1 pseudogene (cut by a window edge) is annotated in these 20400 nt (G+C 68.5%); it reads left to right on the top strand.

Going from position 1 to position 20400, the window contains the following annotated elements:
• Window positions 1–10 precede the first annotated feature (10 nt).
• Window positions 11–20400 (top strand): annotated as a pseudogene (locus ACTORR_RS27790) (non-ribosomal peptide synthase/polyketide synthase) (it continues 2073 nt past the right edge of the window).

Here is a 20400-nt window from a genome sequence, read left to right on the forward strand (position 1 = left end):
ATGCTTACCGATGCTCTTCAGCGAACTGATGGCTGTTCTCTCCACCCATGCAATCCGACTCCAGCGCGAAGACCAGGACCTGATCGTCCTGGGCGACGACCAGGCCCTGGACGACACCCTGTGGGAGGCGCTGTCACGGCACAAGCCGGCCTTGCTGGAAATGCTCGCCGAGCACGATGACGACTGGCTCAGCCCGGCGCTGCGCATCACCCCCGACATGCTGCCGCTGGTGCAGCTCGACCAGCAGGCCATCGACCGCATCGTTGCCAGCGTGCCCGGCGGCGCCGCCAACGTGCAGGACATCTACCCGCTGGCACCGCTGCAGCAAGGCATGCTCTACCAGCACCTGTCTGCCGCCGACGGCGATCCGTACCTGGCCCAGGTGCAGCTGCGCTTTGCCAGCAAGGCACACCTCGAAGCCTTCGCCCAGGCCCTGCAATGGGTGATCCAGCGCCACGACATCCTGCGCACCGCGCTGCATTGGGAATACCTCGACGAGCCGGTGCAGGTGGTCTGGCGCGAGGCGACCCTTGTGCGTGACGCCGCCGACGTCCAGGGCGACGATCCGCTGGCCCGGTTGTGCGCGCGTTTCGACCCGCATCACTACCGCCTGGACCTGCGCCAGGCACCGCTGATGCAGCTGATGCACGCCCGTGGCGCTGGCGGGCAGTGGGTGGCGTTGCTGATGTTCCACCACGTGATCATGGACCACACAGCGCTGGACATCGTGCGCCGCGAAATCCAGGCGCACCTGGCCGGCGAGTCGGCGCAGCTGGCGCCGCCGATGCCGTTTCGCAACGTGCTGGCCGCAGCGCGCCAGGCGCTGGACGAACAGGCCCACGAGCGGTTCTTCCGCGAGATGCTCGACGACATCGACGAGCCGACCCTGGCTTTCGGCTTGCCAGACAAAGGCCAGCAGCCACTGCAACAGGCGCGCCTGACCCTGGCGCCCGCGCTGAGCCTGCGCCTGCGCCGCCAGGCCCGACAGCTTGGCGTGAGCCCGGCCAGTGTCCTGCACCTGGGCTTCGCTCGCCTGGTCGGGCAACTGTCCGCGCGCCAGGCCGTGGTGTTCGGCAGTGTGCTGCTGGGGCGCATGACCACCGGTGAAGGCGGTGAGCAGGCGCTGGGCATGTTCATCAATACCCTGCCGCTACGCATCGACCTCGGCCAGCACGGTGTGCGCCAGGCCTTGCTGGCCACCCACAAGCGGCTCAGCGCCTTGCTCGGCCATGAGCAGGCCTCGCTGGCCCTGGCCCAGCGTTGCAGCGGCGTGGCCGCGCCGGCGCCGCTGTTCAACAGCATGCTCAACTACCGCCACAGTGCTGCCGGCGATGCCGCCGAGATCATCCCGGTGGCGCCGGGCATCGACATCGTCGGCGCCGAAGAACGCACCGACTACCCGCTGACCGTCAGCGTCGACGACCTTGGCGATGACCTGCGCCTGACCGTGCAAAGCTTGCCGCAATGGGGCGCTGCGCGCATTGCCGAGCAGTTCCGGCAGGTGCTGGCAAGCCTGATCGACGCACTTGAGCAGGCACCTGAAACACCGCTGCAGCACCTGGCCGTGCTGCCCCAGGCCGAGCGCGAGCAGGTGCTGGAGCAGTTCAACCGCACCGCCCAGGCTTACCCGCAAGGGCTGACCGTGCATGCGCTGTTCGAAGCCCAGGCGGCCCGCGCCCCCGAAGCGACCGCGCTGCTGCAGGACGGCCTGGCCCTTGGCTACGGCGAACTGAACCGGCGCGCCAACCAGTTGGCCCATCGCCTGATCGAGCACGGCGTCAAGGTGGGCGACCGGGTTGCCCTGTGCCTGCCGCGCAGCCCGGACCGCATGGTCGGCCTGCTCGCGGTGCTCAAGGCAGGTGCTGCCTATGTGCCGGTAGACCCGGCCTATCCGGCGGAGCGAATCGCCTATCTGCTGCAAGACAGCGCGCCAGCGCTGGTGCTGGCGACCACGGCGATCGAAGGCTTGCCGCCGATGGCGCGCCTCGACCTCGACCAGGCCGACGCCTTGGCAGCCAACAGCAGCAACCCGGAACTGCCCGGGCTCGATGCGCAGCAGCTGGCCTACCTGGTCTACACCTCCGGTTCCACCGGCCAGCCCAAGGGGGTGATGATCGAGCACCAGACTCTGGCCAACCTGGTGCACTGGCACTGCCAGGCATTCGCGCTGGCGGCCGGCTCGCACAGCGCCAGTGTCGCCGGTTTCGGCTTCGACGCCATGGCCTGGGAAGTCTGGCCGACTCTGTGTGCGGGCGCCACGCTGCACCTGCCGCCGAAGCACATCGGTAACGAACACGTCGACGAGCTGCTGGACTGGTGGCTGGCGCAGCCGCTGCAGGTGAGCTTCCTGCCCACCCCGGTGGCCGAACAGGCCCTGCGCCGTGACCGCCAGCACCCGACCTTGCGCACGCTGCTGGTCGGCGGCGACCGCCTGCGCCAGTTCGACCGCGACCCAGGCTTCGCGCTGGTCAACAACTACGGCCCGACCGAAACCACGGTGGTGGCGACCTCTGGCCAGATCATCGTCAACGGTGCGCTGCACATCGGCCAGCCGATCGCCAACACCCGCGTGTATGTGCTCGACGAAGGCCTGCAGCCAGTACCGGTTGGCGTCAGTGGCGAGCTTTTCATCGGCGGGGCGCAGGTCGCACGCGGCTATTTCAATCGCCCCGAACTCACCACAGAGCGCTTCCTCGACGACCCCTTCAACCCCGGTGGCCGCATGTACCGCAGTGGCGACCTGGTGCGCTGGAATGCCGACGGCACCCTCGATTACCTGGGGCGCAACGATGACCAGGTAAAGATCCGTGGCGTGCGCGTGGAGCTGGGCGAAATCGAGGCTGCCCTGGCTGCCCGGCCGGGCATCGACGACGCCGTCGTGCTGGTGCGCGAAGGGCGCCTGCTGGCCTGGTACACCGAATCCGCACCCGTCGACCCTGAACCCTTGCGTCAGGCCCTGCAGGCCAGCTTGCCGGCACACATGCTGCCAGTGGCGTTCATCCGCCTGGATCAACTGCCGCTGACCAGCCACGGCAAGCTCGACCGCCGTGCGCTGCCCGATCCGGACGGCGCCTCGCTGCCTGGGCAAGCCTATGAAGCAGCGCAAGGTGAAACCGAGGCCGCCATGGCCGCGATCTGGGCCGAGGTGCTGGGCGTGGAACGGGTAGGGCGGCATGACAACTTCTTCGAGCTGGGCGGCCACTCGCTGCTGGCTGTGACCCTGGTCGAGCGGCTGCGCAAGGCCGGCCTGGTCATCGATGTGCGCGTGCTGTTCGCCCAGCCGACCGTGGCTGCGCTGGCCGGCGCGACGGCCAGTGGCGAGGCCAAGGTTGCGGCCAACCGTGTGCCCCAGGGTGCAGCGCGGATCACCCCGGACATGCTCAGCCTGGTCGAGCTGGACCAGGCCAGCATCGATGCCATCGTTGCCACGGTGCCGGGCGGGGCCGCCAACGTGCAGGAAATCTACCCGCTGGCGCCGTTGCAGGAAGGCATTCTCTACCATCACCTGAGCGCCGAGCAGGGCGACCCGTACCTGCTGCAGACGCGCCTGGCCTTCGACAGCGTCGAGCGCCTGCTGGCCTGGGCAGGCGCCTTGCAACAGGTGATCGACCGCCACGACATCCTGCGCACCTCGGTGCTCTGGCAGGGGCTGGCGCAGCCGCTGCAGGTGGTCTGGCGGGCTGCGCAGCTGGTGGTGTGCGAGGTCGATGACCTGGCCGACCAAGTTGGCGTGTCACGCATCGAGCAGTTGCACGCGCGCTTCGATGCGCGCCACCACCGCCTGGACCTGGGCCAGGCACCGCTCACGCGCCTGTACTACAGCCTCGACCCCGCCAACCACCAGGTGGTGGCGATCCTGTTGTTCCATCACCTGACCCTCGATCACACCGCCATGGACGTGGTCGCCCGGGAGATGCGCGCCTTGCTGTTCGGCCAGGGCGCAACGCTGCCGGCGGCGGTGCCTTATCGCAACTATGTGGCCCAGGCCCGCCAGGCCGACCCGGCCAGCCAGGCGGCGTTCTTCCGCGAGATGCTGGCGGATGTCGACGAGCCGACCTTGCCGTTGGGCTTTGCCGATGTGCAGGGCGACGGGCGCCATATCGAGAGCGCCTGGATGGCGCTGGATGCCGGCCTCAGCCTGCGCCTGCGCCGTCAGGCACGGCAGCTGGGGGTCAGCGCCGCCAGCCTGATGCACCTGGCCTGGGCGCGGGTGCTGGGCGTGCTGGCCAACCGCAGCGACGTGGTGTTCGGCACCGTGCTGATGGGCCGCCTGCAAGGTGGCGAAGGCGCCGACCGGGCACTGGGCATGTTCATCAACACCTTGCCGCTGCGGGTCGACACCCGTGCCGGCGCGCACGCGGCGGTGATGGCCACCCATCGCAGCCTGTCGGCCCTGCTCGGCCATGAGCACGCCCCCTTGGCCCTGGCCCAGCGTTGCAGCGGCGTGGCAGCGTCGGTGCCGCTGTTCAGCGCCTTGCTCAACTACCGCCATAGCGCTGCCGATGCGCCACTTGAAGGCGAGGGCATCTGGGAGGGTGTGCGCCTGCTTGGCGGTGAGGAACGCAGCAACTACCCACTGACCCTGAGCGTCAACGACCTCGGCGAGGGCTTCAGTTTCAGCGTGCTGGCCGTCGAAGGCATTGGCGCCGCCCGCATCACCGAATGGATGGCCAACACGCTGGCGCAGTTGCTGCAAGCGCTGGAGTCGGGGCACGAGGCGACGGTCGACAGCCTGTCGATTGTCAGCGAGCAAGCGCGCCAGCAGCTGCTGGGCAGCTTCAACGCCACGGCGCAGGCTTACCCGCAGGGCCAGACCGTCCATGCCCTGATCGAGGCCCAGGCCGCCCGCGCGCCCGAGGCGACGGCCATCAGCCAGGGCGACCAGGCCCTGAGCTACGGCGAACTCAACCAGCGCGCCAACCGCCTGGCCCATCGCCTGATCGAACACGGTGTGCGCTGCGGCGACCGGGTCGCGCTGTGCCTGCCGCGCAGCATCGAGCGGCTGATCGGCCTGCTGGCCGTGCTCAAAGCCGGGGCTGCCTATGTGCCGGTGGACCCGACCTACCCGCGCGAGCGCATCGCCTACCTGCTGGCCGACAGTTCACCCGCGCTGGTGCTGGCCGATTCGGCCGTCGATGGCTTGCCAGGCGAGCTGCCACGGCTGGACCTCGATCAGCCCGCCAGCTGGCCTGCAACCGACAGCAACCCTGAAGTGCCCGGGCTCGATGCCCATCAACTGGCCTATGTGGTCTACACCTCCGGCTCCACCGGCCAGCCCAAGGGCGTGATGATCGAGCACCAGACCCTGGCCAACCTGGTGCACTGGCACTGCCAGGCATTCGCGCTGGGTGCCGGCGAGCGCACCTCCAGCGTGGCCGGTTTCGGTTTCGACGCGATGGCCTGGGAGGTGTGGCCGGCATTGTGCGCCGGTGCCACGCTGCACCTGCCGCCGACGCACATCGGCAACGAACACGTCGAGGAGCTGCTCGACTGGTGGCTGGAGCAACCGCTGAAGGTCAGCTTCCTGCCGACGCCGGTCGCCGAGCAGGCGCTGCGTCGCCAACGCCAGCACCCGACCTTGCGCACCCTGCTGATCGGCGGCGACCGCCTGCGCCAGTTCGACCGCGACCCGGGCTTCGACCTGGTGAACAACTACGGGCCGACCGAAACCACCGTGGTCGCCTGCCGGGCGGTGCGCTGCACATCGGCCAGCCGATCGCCAACACCCGCGTCTATGTGCTCGACGCGCATCTTCAACCGGTGCCGGTGGGGGTCACCGGCGAGCTGTACATCGGCGGCGGCCAGGTCGCCCGGGGCTATTTCAACCGCCCGCAACTGACCGAGGAACGTTTCCTGGCCGACCCGTTCAGCCGCCTGCCGGGCGCACGCATGTACCGCAGCGGCGACCTGGTGCGCTGGAATGCCGACGGCAGCCTCGACTACCTGGGCCGCAACGATGACCAGGTGAAGATCCGCGGCATGCGCGTCGAACTGGGCGAGATCGAAGCGGCCATGGCGGCCCAGCCCGGCATCGAGCATGCCGTGGTGCTGGTGCGTGGCGAGCGCTTGCTGGCCTGGTTCACCGAAGCCAGCGCAGTCGACCTCGATGCGCTGCGCCAGGCGCTGCGAGCCAGCCTGCCGGCGCACATGCTGCCGCACGCGTTCATGCGCCTGCAGCAACTGCCGCTCACCAGCCATGGCAAGCTGGACCGTCGTGCTTTGCCCGAACCCGATGCGGCGGAGCAAGGCCATGTCGAGCCCCAGGGCGAGCGCGAAACCCTCATGGCCGCCATCTGGGCCGAGGTGCTGGGCGTCGAGCGGGTAGGGCGACACGACAACTTCTTCGAACTGGGTGGCCACTCGCTGCTGGCCGTGACCCTGATCGAGCGCCTGCGTCAGCAAGGCCTGGACACCGACGTGCGCGTGCTGTTCAGCCAGCCGACGGTGGCCGCACTGGCTGCGGCACTGAGCAAGGGCCGACAGGTCGTGGTGCCGGAGAACCGCATTGCGGCCGGCTGCAATCACATCACCCCCGACCTGCTGCCGTTGATCGACCTGGACCAGGCCAGTATCGAGCGCATCGTCGCCACGGTGCCGGGCGGTGCTGCCAACGTGCAAGACATCTACCCGCTGGCCCCGCTGCAGGAAGGCATCCTCTATCACCACCTCAGTGCCAGCGGTGCCGACCCGTACCTGCTGCAATGGCGCGTGGCCTTCGACAGCCTGGCGCGTCTGCAGGCCTTCGCCAGCGCGCTGGACAAGGTCATCGCCCGCCACGATGTGCTGCGCACCGCCGTGCTCTGGGACAGCCTGCCACAACCGGTGCAGGTGGTCTGGCGCCAGGCTCCCGGGGCGGTTCTGGCCCTCTGTGGGAGCGGGCTTGCCCGCGAAGCAGGCGACGCCGCACTCGACTTGAGCCAGGCGCCGTTGATCCGCCTGATTTACACCGAGGCGCAAGGCCCTGTCGAGGCAACCCTGCAGTTCCACCACATCGCCCTCGATCACACTGCGATGAAAGAGGTGCTGGACGAAATCCGCGACCACTTGCAAGGCCGGCAACCCAGCCAGCAGCCGGTGCCTTACCGCAACTACGTGGCCCAGGCCCGCCTGGCCATCAGCGAAGCCGAACACGAAGCCTTCTTCCGTGCCGCGCTTGGCGACATCGACGAACCCACCCTGCCATACGGCCTGACCGACCTGCAGGGCCAGGCCGACGGCTTCGAACTGGCCACCGTGCAACTTGCCAGCAGCCACTACCAACGCCTGCGCCAACAGGCCCGGCAGCTGGGCGTGAGTGCCGCCAGCCTGCTGCACCTGGTCTGGGCGCGGCTGGTCTCGGCCACCAGCGGCAGGGACAGCGTGGTGTTCGGCACCGTGCTGCTCGGCCGCCTGCAGGGCGGTGCCGGCGCCGATCGCGGCCTGGGCATGTTCATCAATACCTTGCCGCTGCGCCTGGACCTGAACGGCCTTGGCGTACGCGAGGGCGTGCGCCTGGCCCATGAGCGCCTGAGCGCGCTGCTGATGCATGAGCACGCCTCGCTGGCGCTGGCCCAGCGTTGCAGTGGCGTGGCGGCGCCCACGCCGCTGTTCAGCGCCATGCTCAACTACCGGCACGGCGCCAGTGCCCGCCAGCAGCAGGCACAACGCGAAGCCCTGGAAGGCATCCAGGCGCTGCCCAGCGGCGGGCATGGCAACTACCCGTTGAGCGTCAACGTCGACGACCTGGGCGACGGCCTGCGCATCACCGCCCAGGTCACGCCGCAGGTGGGCGCGCAACGGGTCTGCGGGCAACTGCTGCAGGTGCTGGTCGGCCTGCTCGATGCGCTGGAGCAACAGCCGCAACTGGCGCTGCAGCAATTGCCGGTGCTGGCGCCCGAGGAGCGCCAGCAGCTGCTGGTGGCGGCCAACGCCAGCGAGCAGCCACACGATCTGCAGCAACCGCTGCACCGCCTGTTCGAGGCGCAGGCCCGGCGCACGCCGGATGCCCCGGCACTGGTGGCTGAAGACGGTCAACTGAGTTACCGCCAGCTCGACGAACAGGCCAACCGCCTGGCCCATCACCTGATCGCCCTGGGCGTGCAACCCGACGACCGCGTGGCGGTCTGCGTCGAGCGTGGCGTGTCGCTGGTGGTCGGCCTGCTGGCCATTCTCAAGGCCGGTGGCGCCTATGTACCGCTCGACCCTGGCTACCCGGCCGAGCGCATTCGCCACATGCTGGACGACAGTGCGCCCAAGGCGCTGCTGGTGCATGCAGCGACCCGCGACCTAGCCCTGCACGCGGTGCAGGTCGACCTGGACCGCCCCGCCTGGGGTGAGCAACCGCTCAGCAACCCACGCGTGGCAGGTCTGACGGCCCGGCACCTGGCCTACGTGATCTACACCTCCGGCTCCACCGGCGTGCCGAAGGGGGTGATGGTCGAGCACCGCAACGTGGTCAATCTGCTGCACTGGAGCCAGCGCCTGTGCGCCGGCGCCGGCAGCGTGCTGCACAAGACCCCGATCAGCTTCGATGCCTCGGTATGGGAGTTGTTCTGGCCCTTGTGCAGCGGCCTGCGCCTGGTGCTTGCGCGCCCGGATGGCCAGCGAGATGCGCAATACCTTGCGCATTTGATCCAGCAGCAGCAGGTGAACGTGGTGCAGTTCGTGCCGGCCTTGCTGCAGCAGTTCCTGGAACAGGCGCAGTCCAGCGCTTGCACCAGCCTGAGCGACATCGTCTGCGGCGGTGGCGAGCTGACCGAAGCGCTGGCCGCCCAAGTGCGGGCGCGCCTGCCGAATGTGCGCCTGCACAACGTCTACGGGCCCACCGAGGCCACCGTCGACTGCAGCGCCTGGACGCTGGAAGCCGACGCGGCGCTGCCAGGCGGCACGCTGCCGATCGGCCGTCCGATCGACAACACCCGGCTGTATGTGCTCGACAGCCGCGACCAGCCGGTGCCGTGGGGCGTGGCCGGGCACCTGCACATCGGTGGCGCCGGCGTGACCCGTGGCTACCTGGGCCTGGCGCAACAGCAGGCCGAGCGCTTCATCGACAGCCCGTTCGTGGCGGGTGAGCGGCTGTATCGCAGTGGCGACCTGGTGCGCCAGCGCGCCGATGGCAACCTTGAGTTCCTCGGTCGCAACGACCAGCAGGTGAAGATTCGCGGCCTGCGCATCGAGCCAGGCGAAATCGAGGCCTGCCTGATCCGTATTGCCGGGGTGCGCGAAGCCGTGGTGCTGGCGTTCGATGCCCGCCTGGTCGCCTATCACACCGGTGAGCCGCACGCGGCGGATGCCCTGCGCCAGGCGCTGCTGACGCAACTGCCGGACTACATGGTGCCAGCGCAGTACATTCACCTCGGCCAGCTGCCGCTCACCCCTAACGGCAAGCTCGACCGCAAGGCGCTGCCAGCCCCTGACGCCGCGTTGCAGCAGCGTGCCTTCGAGGCGCCGCAAGGCAGCACCGAAACCCTGCTGGCGGCGATCTGGAGCGAGCTGCTGGGCGTGGAGCGCGTAGGGCGGCACGACAACTTCTTCGAACTGGGCGGCCACTCGCTGCTGGCCGTGAGCCTGACGGCGCGCCTGCGCTTGCAGGGCCTGCAGGTGGATGTGCGTACCCTGTTCGGCCAGCCGACCATCGCCGCCCTGGCGGCAACCCTGGGGCACGATCAACAGGTCGAGGTGCCTGAGAACCGTATCCCGGCGGGTTGCCGCCACATCACCCCGGCGCTGCTCAGCCTGATCGATCTCGACCAGGCCAGCATCGACCGGATCGTCGCCAGCGTGCCGGGCGGCGCTGCCAATGTGCAGGATATCTACCCGCTGGCGCCGTTGCAGGAGGGCATTCTCTATCACCACCTGAGCGCGGCCGGGAACGACCCGTATGTGCTTTACTCGCGCCTGCGCTTCGCCAGCCTCGAACGCCTGCAGGCCTTCGCCAGCGCCCTCGACCAAGTCATCGGTCGCCATGATGTGCTGCGCACCGCAGTGCTTTGGGAGGGCCTGCCGCAGCCGGTGCAGGTGGTCCTGCGCACAGTGCCTTCTGTGCTGGCGGGCGCCCTGGACGGCAGCTTGCCGACGATGCGCCTGGACCAGGCGCCGCTGATCCGACTGTTCCATACCCAGGGTGATGGCGCAGTTGACGCCACCCTGCAGTTCCACCACATCGTGCTCGACCACACCGCTTTGGAAGTGGTCGGCGAAGAGCTGCAGGCCTTCCTCCAGGGCGCTCCAGCCCCAGCCCACGCCCCGGTGCCTTACCGCAACTATGTGGCCCAGGCCCGCCTGGGCATCAGCCAGGCCGAACACGAGGCATTCTTCCGCACGCAATTGGCCGACATCGACGCACCGACCTTGCCGTTCGGCCTCAGTGACGTCCAGGGCGACGGCCGTGACATGCAGGAAGTGAAACTGACGCTACCGAGCACGCTTGCCACTCGCCTGCGCCATCAGGCCCGTGTGCTGGGCATCAGCGTCGCCAGCCTGTTCCACCTGGCCTGGGCACGCCTGCTGGGCGCCGCCAGCGGTCAGGACACGGTGGTGTTCGGCACCGTGCTGCTGGGGCGTCTGCAAGGCGGCGAAGGCGCCGAGCGGGCGCTGGGCATGTTCATCAACACCTTGCCGCTGCGCATCGACCTGGGAAGCGTCGGCCTGCGCGAGGCGGCGCAGGCCACCCACCAGCGCCTCAGTGCGCTGCTGGCCCACGAGCACGCCTCGCTGGCATTGGCCCAGCGCTGCAGCGGCGTGGCCGCGCCGCTGCCACTGTTCAGCGCGATGCTCAACTACCGCCATGGTGCCGAGGCCAATGCCGAGCAGCGCAAGGCCTGGCAAGGCATCGAAGTGCTCGACGGGCAGGAGCGCACCAACTACCCACTGAGCCTCAACGTGGACGACATGGGCGAAGGCTTCCGCTTGGTCGCCATGACCCCGGCCGAGGTCGGCGCGGCGCGGATCTGCGGGCAGATGAACCAGGTGCTGGAGGCGATGGCCGAGGCACTGGAGCATGAGCCGGAACTGCTGCTACAGCGCCTGCCGGTATTGGAGGCCGAGGAGCGCCAGCGGGTGCTGGTGGACTTCAATGACACGGCAGTCAATTACAACCTTGAGCAGACCTTGCATGGCCTGATCGAGGCGCAGGTTGCGCGTACGCCGGATGCGCTTGCCGTGCGGGCCGAGGAGGGCGAGCTGAGCTATCGCCAGCTGAATGAGCAGGCCAACCGACTTGCGCATCACCTGATTGGTCTTGGCGTGAAACCGGATGATCGTGTGGCGATCTGCGTTGAACGTGGCTTGTCGATGGTGGTCGGGTTGCTGGCGATCCTCAAGGCAGGGGGCGCCTATGTGCCGGTCGATCCGGATTACCCGGCCGAGCGCGTGCGTCACATGTTGACCGACAGCGCGCCGGTGGCGGTGCTGGTGCACGCGGCGACCCGGCATGTGCCGGATGCCGGGCAGGTCATCGATCTGGATCAGCCGACTTGGAGCAATCAATCGGCTGACAACCCTGTTGTCGTTGGATTGACGCCACGTCATCTGGCCTACGTGATCTACACCTCAGGCTCGACCGGCTTGCCCAAAGGGGTGATGAACGAGCACGCCGGCGTGGTCAATCGCCTGCTGTGGATGCAGGACGCCTACACGCTGGGCGCCGATGACGTGGTGCTGCAGAAGACCCCGTTCAGCTTCGACGTTTCGGTGTGGGAATTCCTCTGGCCGCTGCAGACCGGCGCCCGCCTGGTCATGGCCCGCCCTGGCGGACACCGCGACCCCGAGTACCTGCGCCAGGTCATCCAGAAAGAAAGCATCACCACCTTGCACTTCGTCCCTTCGATGCTGGATGTATACCTATCTTCAGCAGCGAGCACTTCCCCTGTGGGAGCGGGCATGCCCGCGAACACCGGCGAAGCCGGTGCCATACACCGCGTCGACTTCTTCGCGGGCACGTCGGATCGCCGCACCGCCGCTCCCACAGGGACCGTGTACGCCTTGCGGCGCGTGTTGTGCAGCGGCGAAGCCTTGCCCGGCAGCCTGGCCCGCCGCTTCCACGCACAGCTACCCACTGTAGAACTGCACAACCTCTACGGCCCGACCGAAGCCGCCGTGGACGTCAGCGCCTGGCACTGCGTAACCGCCCCGGACAACACCCCAATCGGCAAACCCATCGCCAACACCACCCTCTACGTGCTCGATGGCCAAGGCCAGCCGGTACCGCAAGGCGTGGCCGGCGAGTTGTTCATCGGCGGCGTGCAGGTCGCCCGTGGTTACCTCAACCGCGCCGAACTCACCGCCGAACGCTTCCTCGACGACCCGTTCCGCCCAGGCGGGCGGCTGTACCGCACAGGCGACCTCGCACGCCACCTGCCAGACGGCAATATCGAATACCTGGGCCGCAACGACGACCAGTTGAAAATCCGCGGCCTGCGCATCGAGCTGGGCGAAATCCAGGCTGGCCTCACCGCCATCGCAGGCATCAAGGAAGCCGTGGTGATCGCCCGCGACCAGCGCCTGATCGCCTACTACACCGGCACCGCGCAAACCGTGAAAACCCTGCGCACGGCACTGCTCGCGCACCTGCCGGAGTTCATGGTCCCGGCGCAGTTCATGCACCTCGACGCCTTGCCGCTGAGCCCCAACGGCAAGCTCGACCGTAAGGCGCTGCCGGCATCCGACGCCCTCCAGGACCGCCCTTACGAAGCACCAGAGGGTGACACCGAAACCCTGCTGGCCGGTATCTGGTGCGAGCTGCTGGGTGTAGAGCGGGTAGGGCGCCACGACAACTTCTTCGAACTGGGCGGCCATTCGCTGCTGGCAGTGACCCTGACCTCGCGCCTGCGCCAGCAAGGCCTGCATGCCGATATCCGCGTGCTGTTCGGCCAGCCGACCCTGGCCGCGCTGGCGGCGGCGGTGGGCACTGCAAACGCCGTGCAGGTGCCGGGCAACTGCATTACCCAAGCGTGCACCCGCATTACCCCGGACATGCTGCCACTGGCAAGCCTGTCACAGGCGTCCATCGACAGCTTGACTGCACAGATCCCGGGCGGCGTCGCCAATATCCAGGACCTCTACGGCCTGGCCCCGCTGCAGCAAGGCATTCTCTACCACCACCTGGCCAGCGAAGGCGCCGACCCCTACGTGCTGCAGGCGCGCTTCGCCTTCCCTGACCCGGCCACGCTCGACGCGTTCGCCGCTGCCCTGGATCAGGTCATTGCCCGCCACGACATCCTGCGTACCAGCATCCACTGGCAGCACCTTGAAGAGCCGGTGCAAGTGGTGTGGCGAGAAGCCAGGCTTGGCCGCGAGGCAGGCAGCACCGGCATCGACCTGAACCAGGCGCCGCTGATTCGCCTGCTGCGCAGCGAAACCGACGCGCGTGTCGAAGCAACGCTGCTGATCCACCACATCATCCTCGACCACGCTGCCGTCGAGCAGCTGGTCGCGGAAATCACCGCCGTACTGCAGGGCCGGCCGCTTTTGCACGCCAGCGTGCCCTACCGCAACTATGTGGCCCAGTCACGCCTGGGCAACACCGGCCAGGCAGCAGCGGCGATGTTCCGCGAGCTGCTGGGCGATATCGACGAGACCACCGAGGTGTTCGGCCTGCGCGAAGCACACAGCGGTGGCAGCCGTGTGCTCGACAGCCGCCAGGCACTGGATGCCGGCCTGGGCCAACGCCTGCGTGAACAGGCCCGACAGCTGGGGATCAGCGTTGCCAGCCTGGTACACCAGGCCTGGGGACTGGTGCTGGCGCAGCTGTCCGGGCGTGAGGAGGTGGTGTTCGGCACCGTGCTGCTGGGCCGCCTGCAGGGTGGCGAAGGCGCCGAACGGGCGCTGGGCATGTTCATCAACACCTTGCCGCTGCGCGTCAGTGTCGGCACGGCGGCGGTCAGCGACGCTGTGCGCCTGACCCACCAACGCCTGGCCCGCCTGCTTGCCCATGAGCAGGGGTCGCTCGCCGAGGCTCAGCGTTGCAGTGCGGTGCCGGCCGGGCAGGCACTGTTCACCAGCCTGCTCAACTTCCGTCACAGTGCACCGGCGAAGGCCGAGCTGAGCGAGGCCTGGCAGGGTATCGAGCAACTGGCCGCCCATGAGCGCAGCCACTATCCGTTGGTGGTCAACGTCGACGATGTCGGCGATGCGTTCGTGCTCACCGTGCAGGCGCTGGAGAGCGTGGACGGGGCGCAGGTCTGCCGGCTGCTGGCCACGGCTCTGGAGCAGCTGGCGCAAGCCCTGCAGCACGCCCCTGGCACGCCGCTGCAACAGCTCACCTGCCTGGCACCCGCCGAGCGCGAGCTGGTAGTGCATGGCTTCAACGCCAGCCGCCGCGATTATCCACGCGAGCATGCCGTCCACACGCTGTTTGGCGCCCATGCCGCACTCTGCCCGGCGGCGCTGGCCGTGGTGCACGGTGACCGGCAATACAGCTACGCGCAACTCGACCAGCATGCCAACCGGCTGGCCCATCACCTGCTGGCGCTGGGCGTGCAGCCGGGTGATCGCGTTGCCTTGCTGCTGCCGCGCAGCTTCGACCTGCTGGCGGCACAACTGGCGGCTAGCAAGTGCGCGGCGGTGTACGTGCCGCTGGACAGCAATGCCCCGGCCGAACGCCAGGCATTCATGATCGCCGACAGCCAGGCCCGTGTGCTGCTGACCTACAGCAGCGAACATCAGGTTGGCCAGGCTCTGCGGGTCGAACTCGATCAGCTGGCGCTGGAGCGTTGCCCGGCACATTCGCCAGGCGTGCCGGCAAGCGCCGAAAGCGCGGCCTACATCATGTACACCTCTGGCTCCACCGGCACCCCGAAAGGTGTGCAGGTGCCCCACCGGGCCATCGTGCGCCTGGTGGTCAACAACGGCTTTGCCGAATTCAGCAACCAGGACCGGGTGGCATTCGCCTCCAACCCGGCGTTCGACGCCAGTACCCTGGAAGTCTGGGCACCGCTGCTCAACGGCGGCACCCTGGTGGTCATCGATCAGCACCAGGTGCTGTCACGCCAGGCCCTGAGGGATACCTTGCTGCAGCAGGAAGTGAGCGTGTTGTGGCTCACGGCCGGGTTGTTCCAGCAGTTTGCCGATGACTTGCTGCCGGCGCTGGCCAGGCTGCGCTACCTGATGGTCGGCGGTGATGTGCTGGACCCGGCCGTGATTGCCCGGGTACTGCGAGACGGTGCGCCGAAGCACCTGCTCAATGGTTACGGCCCGACCGAGGCCACCACCTTCAGCACCACCCACGAAATCCGCGAGGTGGGTGAGGGCAGCATTCCGATCGGCAAGCCCATCGGCAACAGCCGCTGCTACGTGCTCGATGCCCGTCGGCAGCCGCTGCCGGTTGGGGCGGTCGGCGAGCTGTACATCGGTGGCGATGGCGTTGCCCTGGGTTATCTCGGCCAACCGCAACTGACCGCCGAACGCTTCCTCGACGACCCGTTCAGCCCGCAGCCGGGCGCGCGCATGTACCGCAGCGGCGACTTGGTCAGCTGGCAGGCCGACGGCACCCTGCGCTACCTGGGCCGCGCCGACCAGCAGATCAAGCTGCGCGGCTTCCGCATCGAGCTGGGCGAGATCGAGGCGCGCCTGGCGGAGTGCGCCGGCATTCGCGAGGCTGCCGTCGTGCTGCGCGAGGACGAGCCGGGCGACAAGCGCCTGGTGGCCTACTTCACCGCCAGTGCGGGCGCCCCGGCGATAGCCGAGCTGCATGCCCGGCTGCAAGGCCAGTTGCCCGACTACATGCTGCCGGCGGCCTATGTGGTGCTGGAGAGCTTGCCGTTGACCGCCAACGGCAAGCTCGACCGCCGCGCCTTGCCGCAGCCGGGCAGCGACGCCGTGCTCAGCCGCGCCTTCGAGGCGCCACAGGGCGCGGTGGAAACCACCCTGGCGGCAATCTGGGCGGACGTGCTCAAGGTCTCGCAGGTGGGCCGCCATGACCATTTCTTCGAGCTTGGCGGCCACTCGCTGCTGGCGGTGACCTTGATCGAGCGCATGCGCAAGGCCGGCCTGAGTGCCGATGTGCGCGTGCTGTTCGCCCAGCCGACCCTGGCGGCGCTGGCCGCAGCAGTGGGCAGCGGCCGTGAAGTCCAGGTGCCGGATAACCGCGTGCCACAGGATGCACGGCAGATCACCCCGGCCATGCTCAGCCTGATCGAGCTGGATCAAGGCGCCATCGACCTTATCGTCGCGCAGGTGCCGGGTGGTGCTGCCAACGTGCAGGAAATCTACCCGCTGGCGCCGTTGCAGGAGGGCATTCTCTATCACCACCTGAGTGCCGGGCAGGGCGACCCCTACCTGCTGCAGTCGCGGTTGGCCTTCGACAGCCTGGCCCGTCTGCAGGCCTGGGCCGCGGCCTTGCAGCAGGTCATCGACCGCCACGACATCCTGCGCACGGCCGTGCTGACCGAGGGGCTGGAACAGCCGGTGCAGGTGGTCTGGCGTGAAGCACGCATGGCAGTGACGGCGGTCGACGACCTGCAAGGGGCCTCGGTCATCGATGCCTTGCAGGCGCGTTTCGATGCGCGCCAGCAGCGCCTGGACCTGTCCCAGGCACCGTTGATGCGCCTGCTGTATGCCGACGACCCGGCCAACCAGCGCGTGGTGGCCATCCTGCAGTTCCACCACTTGGCCCTGGACCACACCGCGATGGAGGTGATCGCCGCAGAGATGCGCCAGCTGCTCGCGGGCAAGGCCGGCCAGCTGGCGGCGCCGGTGCCGTATCGCACCTACGTCGCCCAGGCCCGCCTGGGGGCTGACGCTGCCGCTCATGAGGCGTTCTTCCGCGACATGCTCGGCGACCTCGATGAGCCGACCTTGCCGTTCGGCCTGGCCGATGTGCAGGGCGATGGCCAAGCCATCAACGAGGCGCGCCTGCCGCTTGAGGCCACGCTGGCCCGCCAGCTGCGCGAGCAGGCCCGGCGCCTGGGGGTAAGCGCCGCGAGCCTGGCACACCTGGCCTGGGCGCGGGTACTGGGGGTGCTGGCCAACCGCACCGACGTGGTGTTCGGCACCGTGCTGATGGGCCGCCTGCAAGGCGGCGAGGGTGCCGATCGCGCACTGGGCGTGTTCATCAACACCTTGCCGCTGCGCATCGACCTGAGCGCGCCGGTGCAACAGGCCGTGCGTGCCACCCACCAGCGTCTGTCGGCGCTGCTGGGCCACGAGCACGCTTCGCTGGCGCTGGCCCAGCGCTGCAGTGGCGTGGCCGCGGCAGTGCCACTGTTCAGCGCCTTGTTCAACTATCGCCACAGCAGCGCTGGCGGCCCGGCCGCCGACGATGCCAGCGTGCAGGGTGTGCGCCTGCTGGGCGGCGAGGAGCGCAGCAACTACCCGCTGACCCTCAGCGTCGATGACCTGGGTGAAGGCTTCACCCTCAGTGTCCTGGCCCAACAGGGGATCGGCGCCGAACGCGTCGCGCTGTGGATGGCGCAGGCACTGGCACAGTTGAGCCAGGCGCTGGATCAGGATGGCGACACCCCGGTGGACGCGTTGTCGATTCTCGACCTGCCGGCCCGCCAGCAGGTACTGCATGCTTTCAACGCCACCGCCCGGCATTACCCGCAAGGGCAGACGGTGCATGCCTTGGTCGAGGCCCAGGCTGCACAGTCACCCCAGGCCGCCGCGCTGGTGCAGGACGGCCAGGTACTGAGCTACGGCGAACTCAACCGCAGCGCCAACCGCCTGGCCCATCACCTCATCGCCCGTGGCGTGCTGGTCGGCGACCGGGTAGCCGTGTGCCTGCCGCGCAGCCTTGAGCGCCTGGTCGCACTGCTGGCCGTGCTGAAGGCCGGCGCCGCTTATGTGCCGGTAGACCCTGCGTACCCCGCTGAGCGCATCGCCTACCTATTGCAGGACAGCGCACCGGCGCTGGTGCTGACCGACGCTGGCACCCGGGCCCTGGTTGGCGATACCCCGCGTGTCGACCTGCAAGCTGACGGCTGGCAGGCCCAGGCGGGCAGCAATCCATGGGTCGCCGGCCTGGAGGCGCAGCAGCTGGCCTATGTGATCTACACCTCCGGCTCCACCGGCCAGCCGAAGGGGGTGATGGTCGAACACACCACCCTGGCCAACCTGGTGCACTGGCACTGCGACGCCTTTGCCCTTGGCGCTGGCAGCCACACCAGCAGCGTGGCCGGTTTCGGCTTCGATGCCGTGGCCTGGGAAGTGTGGCCGGCGTTGTGCGCCGGGGCCGTGCTGCACCTGCCGCCAGCGCGCATTGCCGGCGAGCATGTCGACGAACTGCTCGACTGGTGGCTGGAACAACCGCTGCAGGTCAGCTTCCTGCCCACTCCGGTCGCGGAACAGGCGCTGCGCCGCGAGCGCCAGCACCCGACCTTGCGCACCTTGCTGGTCGGCGGTGACCGCCTGCGCCAGTTCGAGCGCGACCCAGGCTTTGCCCTGGTCAACAACTACGGCCCGACCGAGGCCACCGTGGTCGCCACCTCCGGGCTGCTGCAAGCGGGTGGCGCGCTGCATATCGGCAGGCCAATCGGCAACATCCGTGCCTATGTGCTCGACGAGCGCCGCCAGCCCGTGCCAGTTGGGGCCGTAGGCGAGCTGTACATCGGCGGCGCCGGTGTCGCCCGTGGCTACCTGAACCGTCCGCAGTTGACCGAGGAGCGCTTCCTCGCCGACCCGTTCAGCGAGCACCCGGGTGGCCGTATGTATCGCAGTGGCGACCTGGTGCGCTGGAACGCCGATGGCACCCTCGACTACCTGGGCCGCAACGATGACCAGGTGAAGATCCGCGGTGTGCGTGTCGAACTGGGCGAGATCGAGGCGCTGCTGGCTGCGCATCCGGGGGTTGCCGATGCCGTGGTCCTGGTCCGTGACGAGCGCCTGCTGGCCTGGTTCACCGAGGCCGCACCGGTGGCGGTGGGGGCCTTGCGCGAGGCGCTGCAAGCCAGCTTGCCGGCGCATCTGCTGCCGCTGGCGTTCATTCGCCTGGAGACCTTGCCGCTGACCAGCCATGGCAAGCTCGACCGCAAGGCCCTGCCAGACCCGGACCCTGCGCTGCTTGCCGGCCAGGCCTATGTGGCGCCGCAAGGTCCGGTGGAAACCGCCCTGGCGCAGGTGTGGGCGCAGATGCTCAACGTCGAGCGGGTCGGGCGCCATGACAACTTCTTCGAACTGGGCGGCCATTCGCTGCTGGCGGTGAACCTGACGGCGCGCTTGCGCCAGCAAGGCCTGCAGGTCGATGTGCGGACGCTGTTCGGCCAGCCGACCGTTGCCGCGCTGGCTGCCACCCTGGGCCAGGCACAGCAGGTGCAAGTGCCGGACAACCTCATCCCGGCCAACTGCCAGCACCTCACCCCGGCGATGCTGCCGCTGGTGGCGCTGGAGCAGGCGGCCATCGACCGTATCGTCGCCCAGGTGCCGGGTGGTGCTGCCAACGTGCAGGACATCTACCCACTGGCGCCGCTGCAGGAGGGCATCCTCTATCACCATGTCAGCGCCGTCGGGCATGACCCCTATGTGCTGCAGTCACGCTTCGCCTTTGCCAGCCGCGCGCATTTCGACGACTTCGCAGCCGCGCTGGACAAGGTCATTGCACGGCACGACGTATTGCGTACGGCCGTGCTTTGGGAAGGCCTGCCACAGCCGGTTCAGGTGGTGTGGCGCCAGGCACCGCTCGGGGTGTTCGAGGGGGATACCGGCAATGCCTGGCTTGAACTGGCTCAGGCGCCGTTGATCCGCTTGCACCATCGCGAGACGGCTGCAGGCATCGAAGCCACCTTGCAGTTCCACCACATCGTCCTCGACCACACGGCCATGGAGGTGGTCGGCGAGGAGTTGATCGGCTTCCTGCAAGGCGGCGAGCCCACCCATGCACCGGTGCCTTACCGCAACTACGTGGCGCAGGCCCGGCTGGGCATCAGCCAGGCCGAGCACGAGGCGTTCTTCCGCACGCAACTTGGCGATATCGACGAACCGACCCTGCCGTTCGGGCTGAGTGATGTACAGGGTGATGGCCGCGATATCGAGGAGGCCCAGCTGTGGTTGGACGCTGACCTGGCCCAGCGCCTGCGTCAGCAGGGGCGGCAGTTGGGGATCAGCGTCGCCAGCCTGTTCCACCTGGCCTGGGCGCGCTTGTTGGGTGCGGCCAGTGGCAAGGACCGCGTGGTGTTCGGCACCGTGCTGCTGGGTCGCCTGCAAGGCGGCGAAGGCGCCGAGCGGGCACTGGGCATGTTCATCAACACCTTGCCGTTGCGCATCGACCTGGGCGGCATCAGCCTGCGCGAGGGCGCCCATGCCGCGCACCAGCGCCTCAGCGCATTGCTGGCCCACGAGCACGCCTCGCTGGCGTTGGCCCAGCGTTGCAGCGGTGTGGCCGCGCCGTTGCCGCTGTTCAGTGCCATGCTCAACTATCGCCACAGTAAGGTGGCCACGGCCCGCCACAAGCAGGCGACCGAGGGGATCGACAACCTGGCCAGCCAGGAG

Source organism: Pseudomonas sp. SAR267 (genome assembly GCF_052077595.1).
Lineage (GTDB): Bacteria > Pseudomonadota > Gammaproteobacteria > Pseudomonadales > Pseudomonadaceae > Aquipseudomonas > Aquipseudomonas vlassakiae.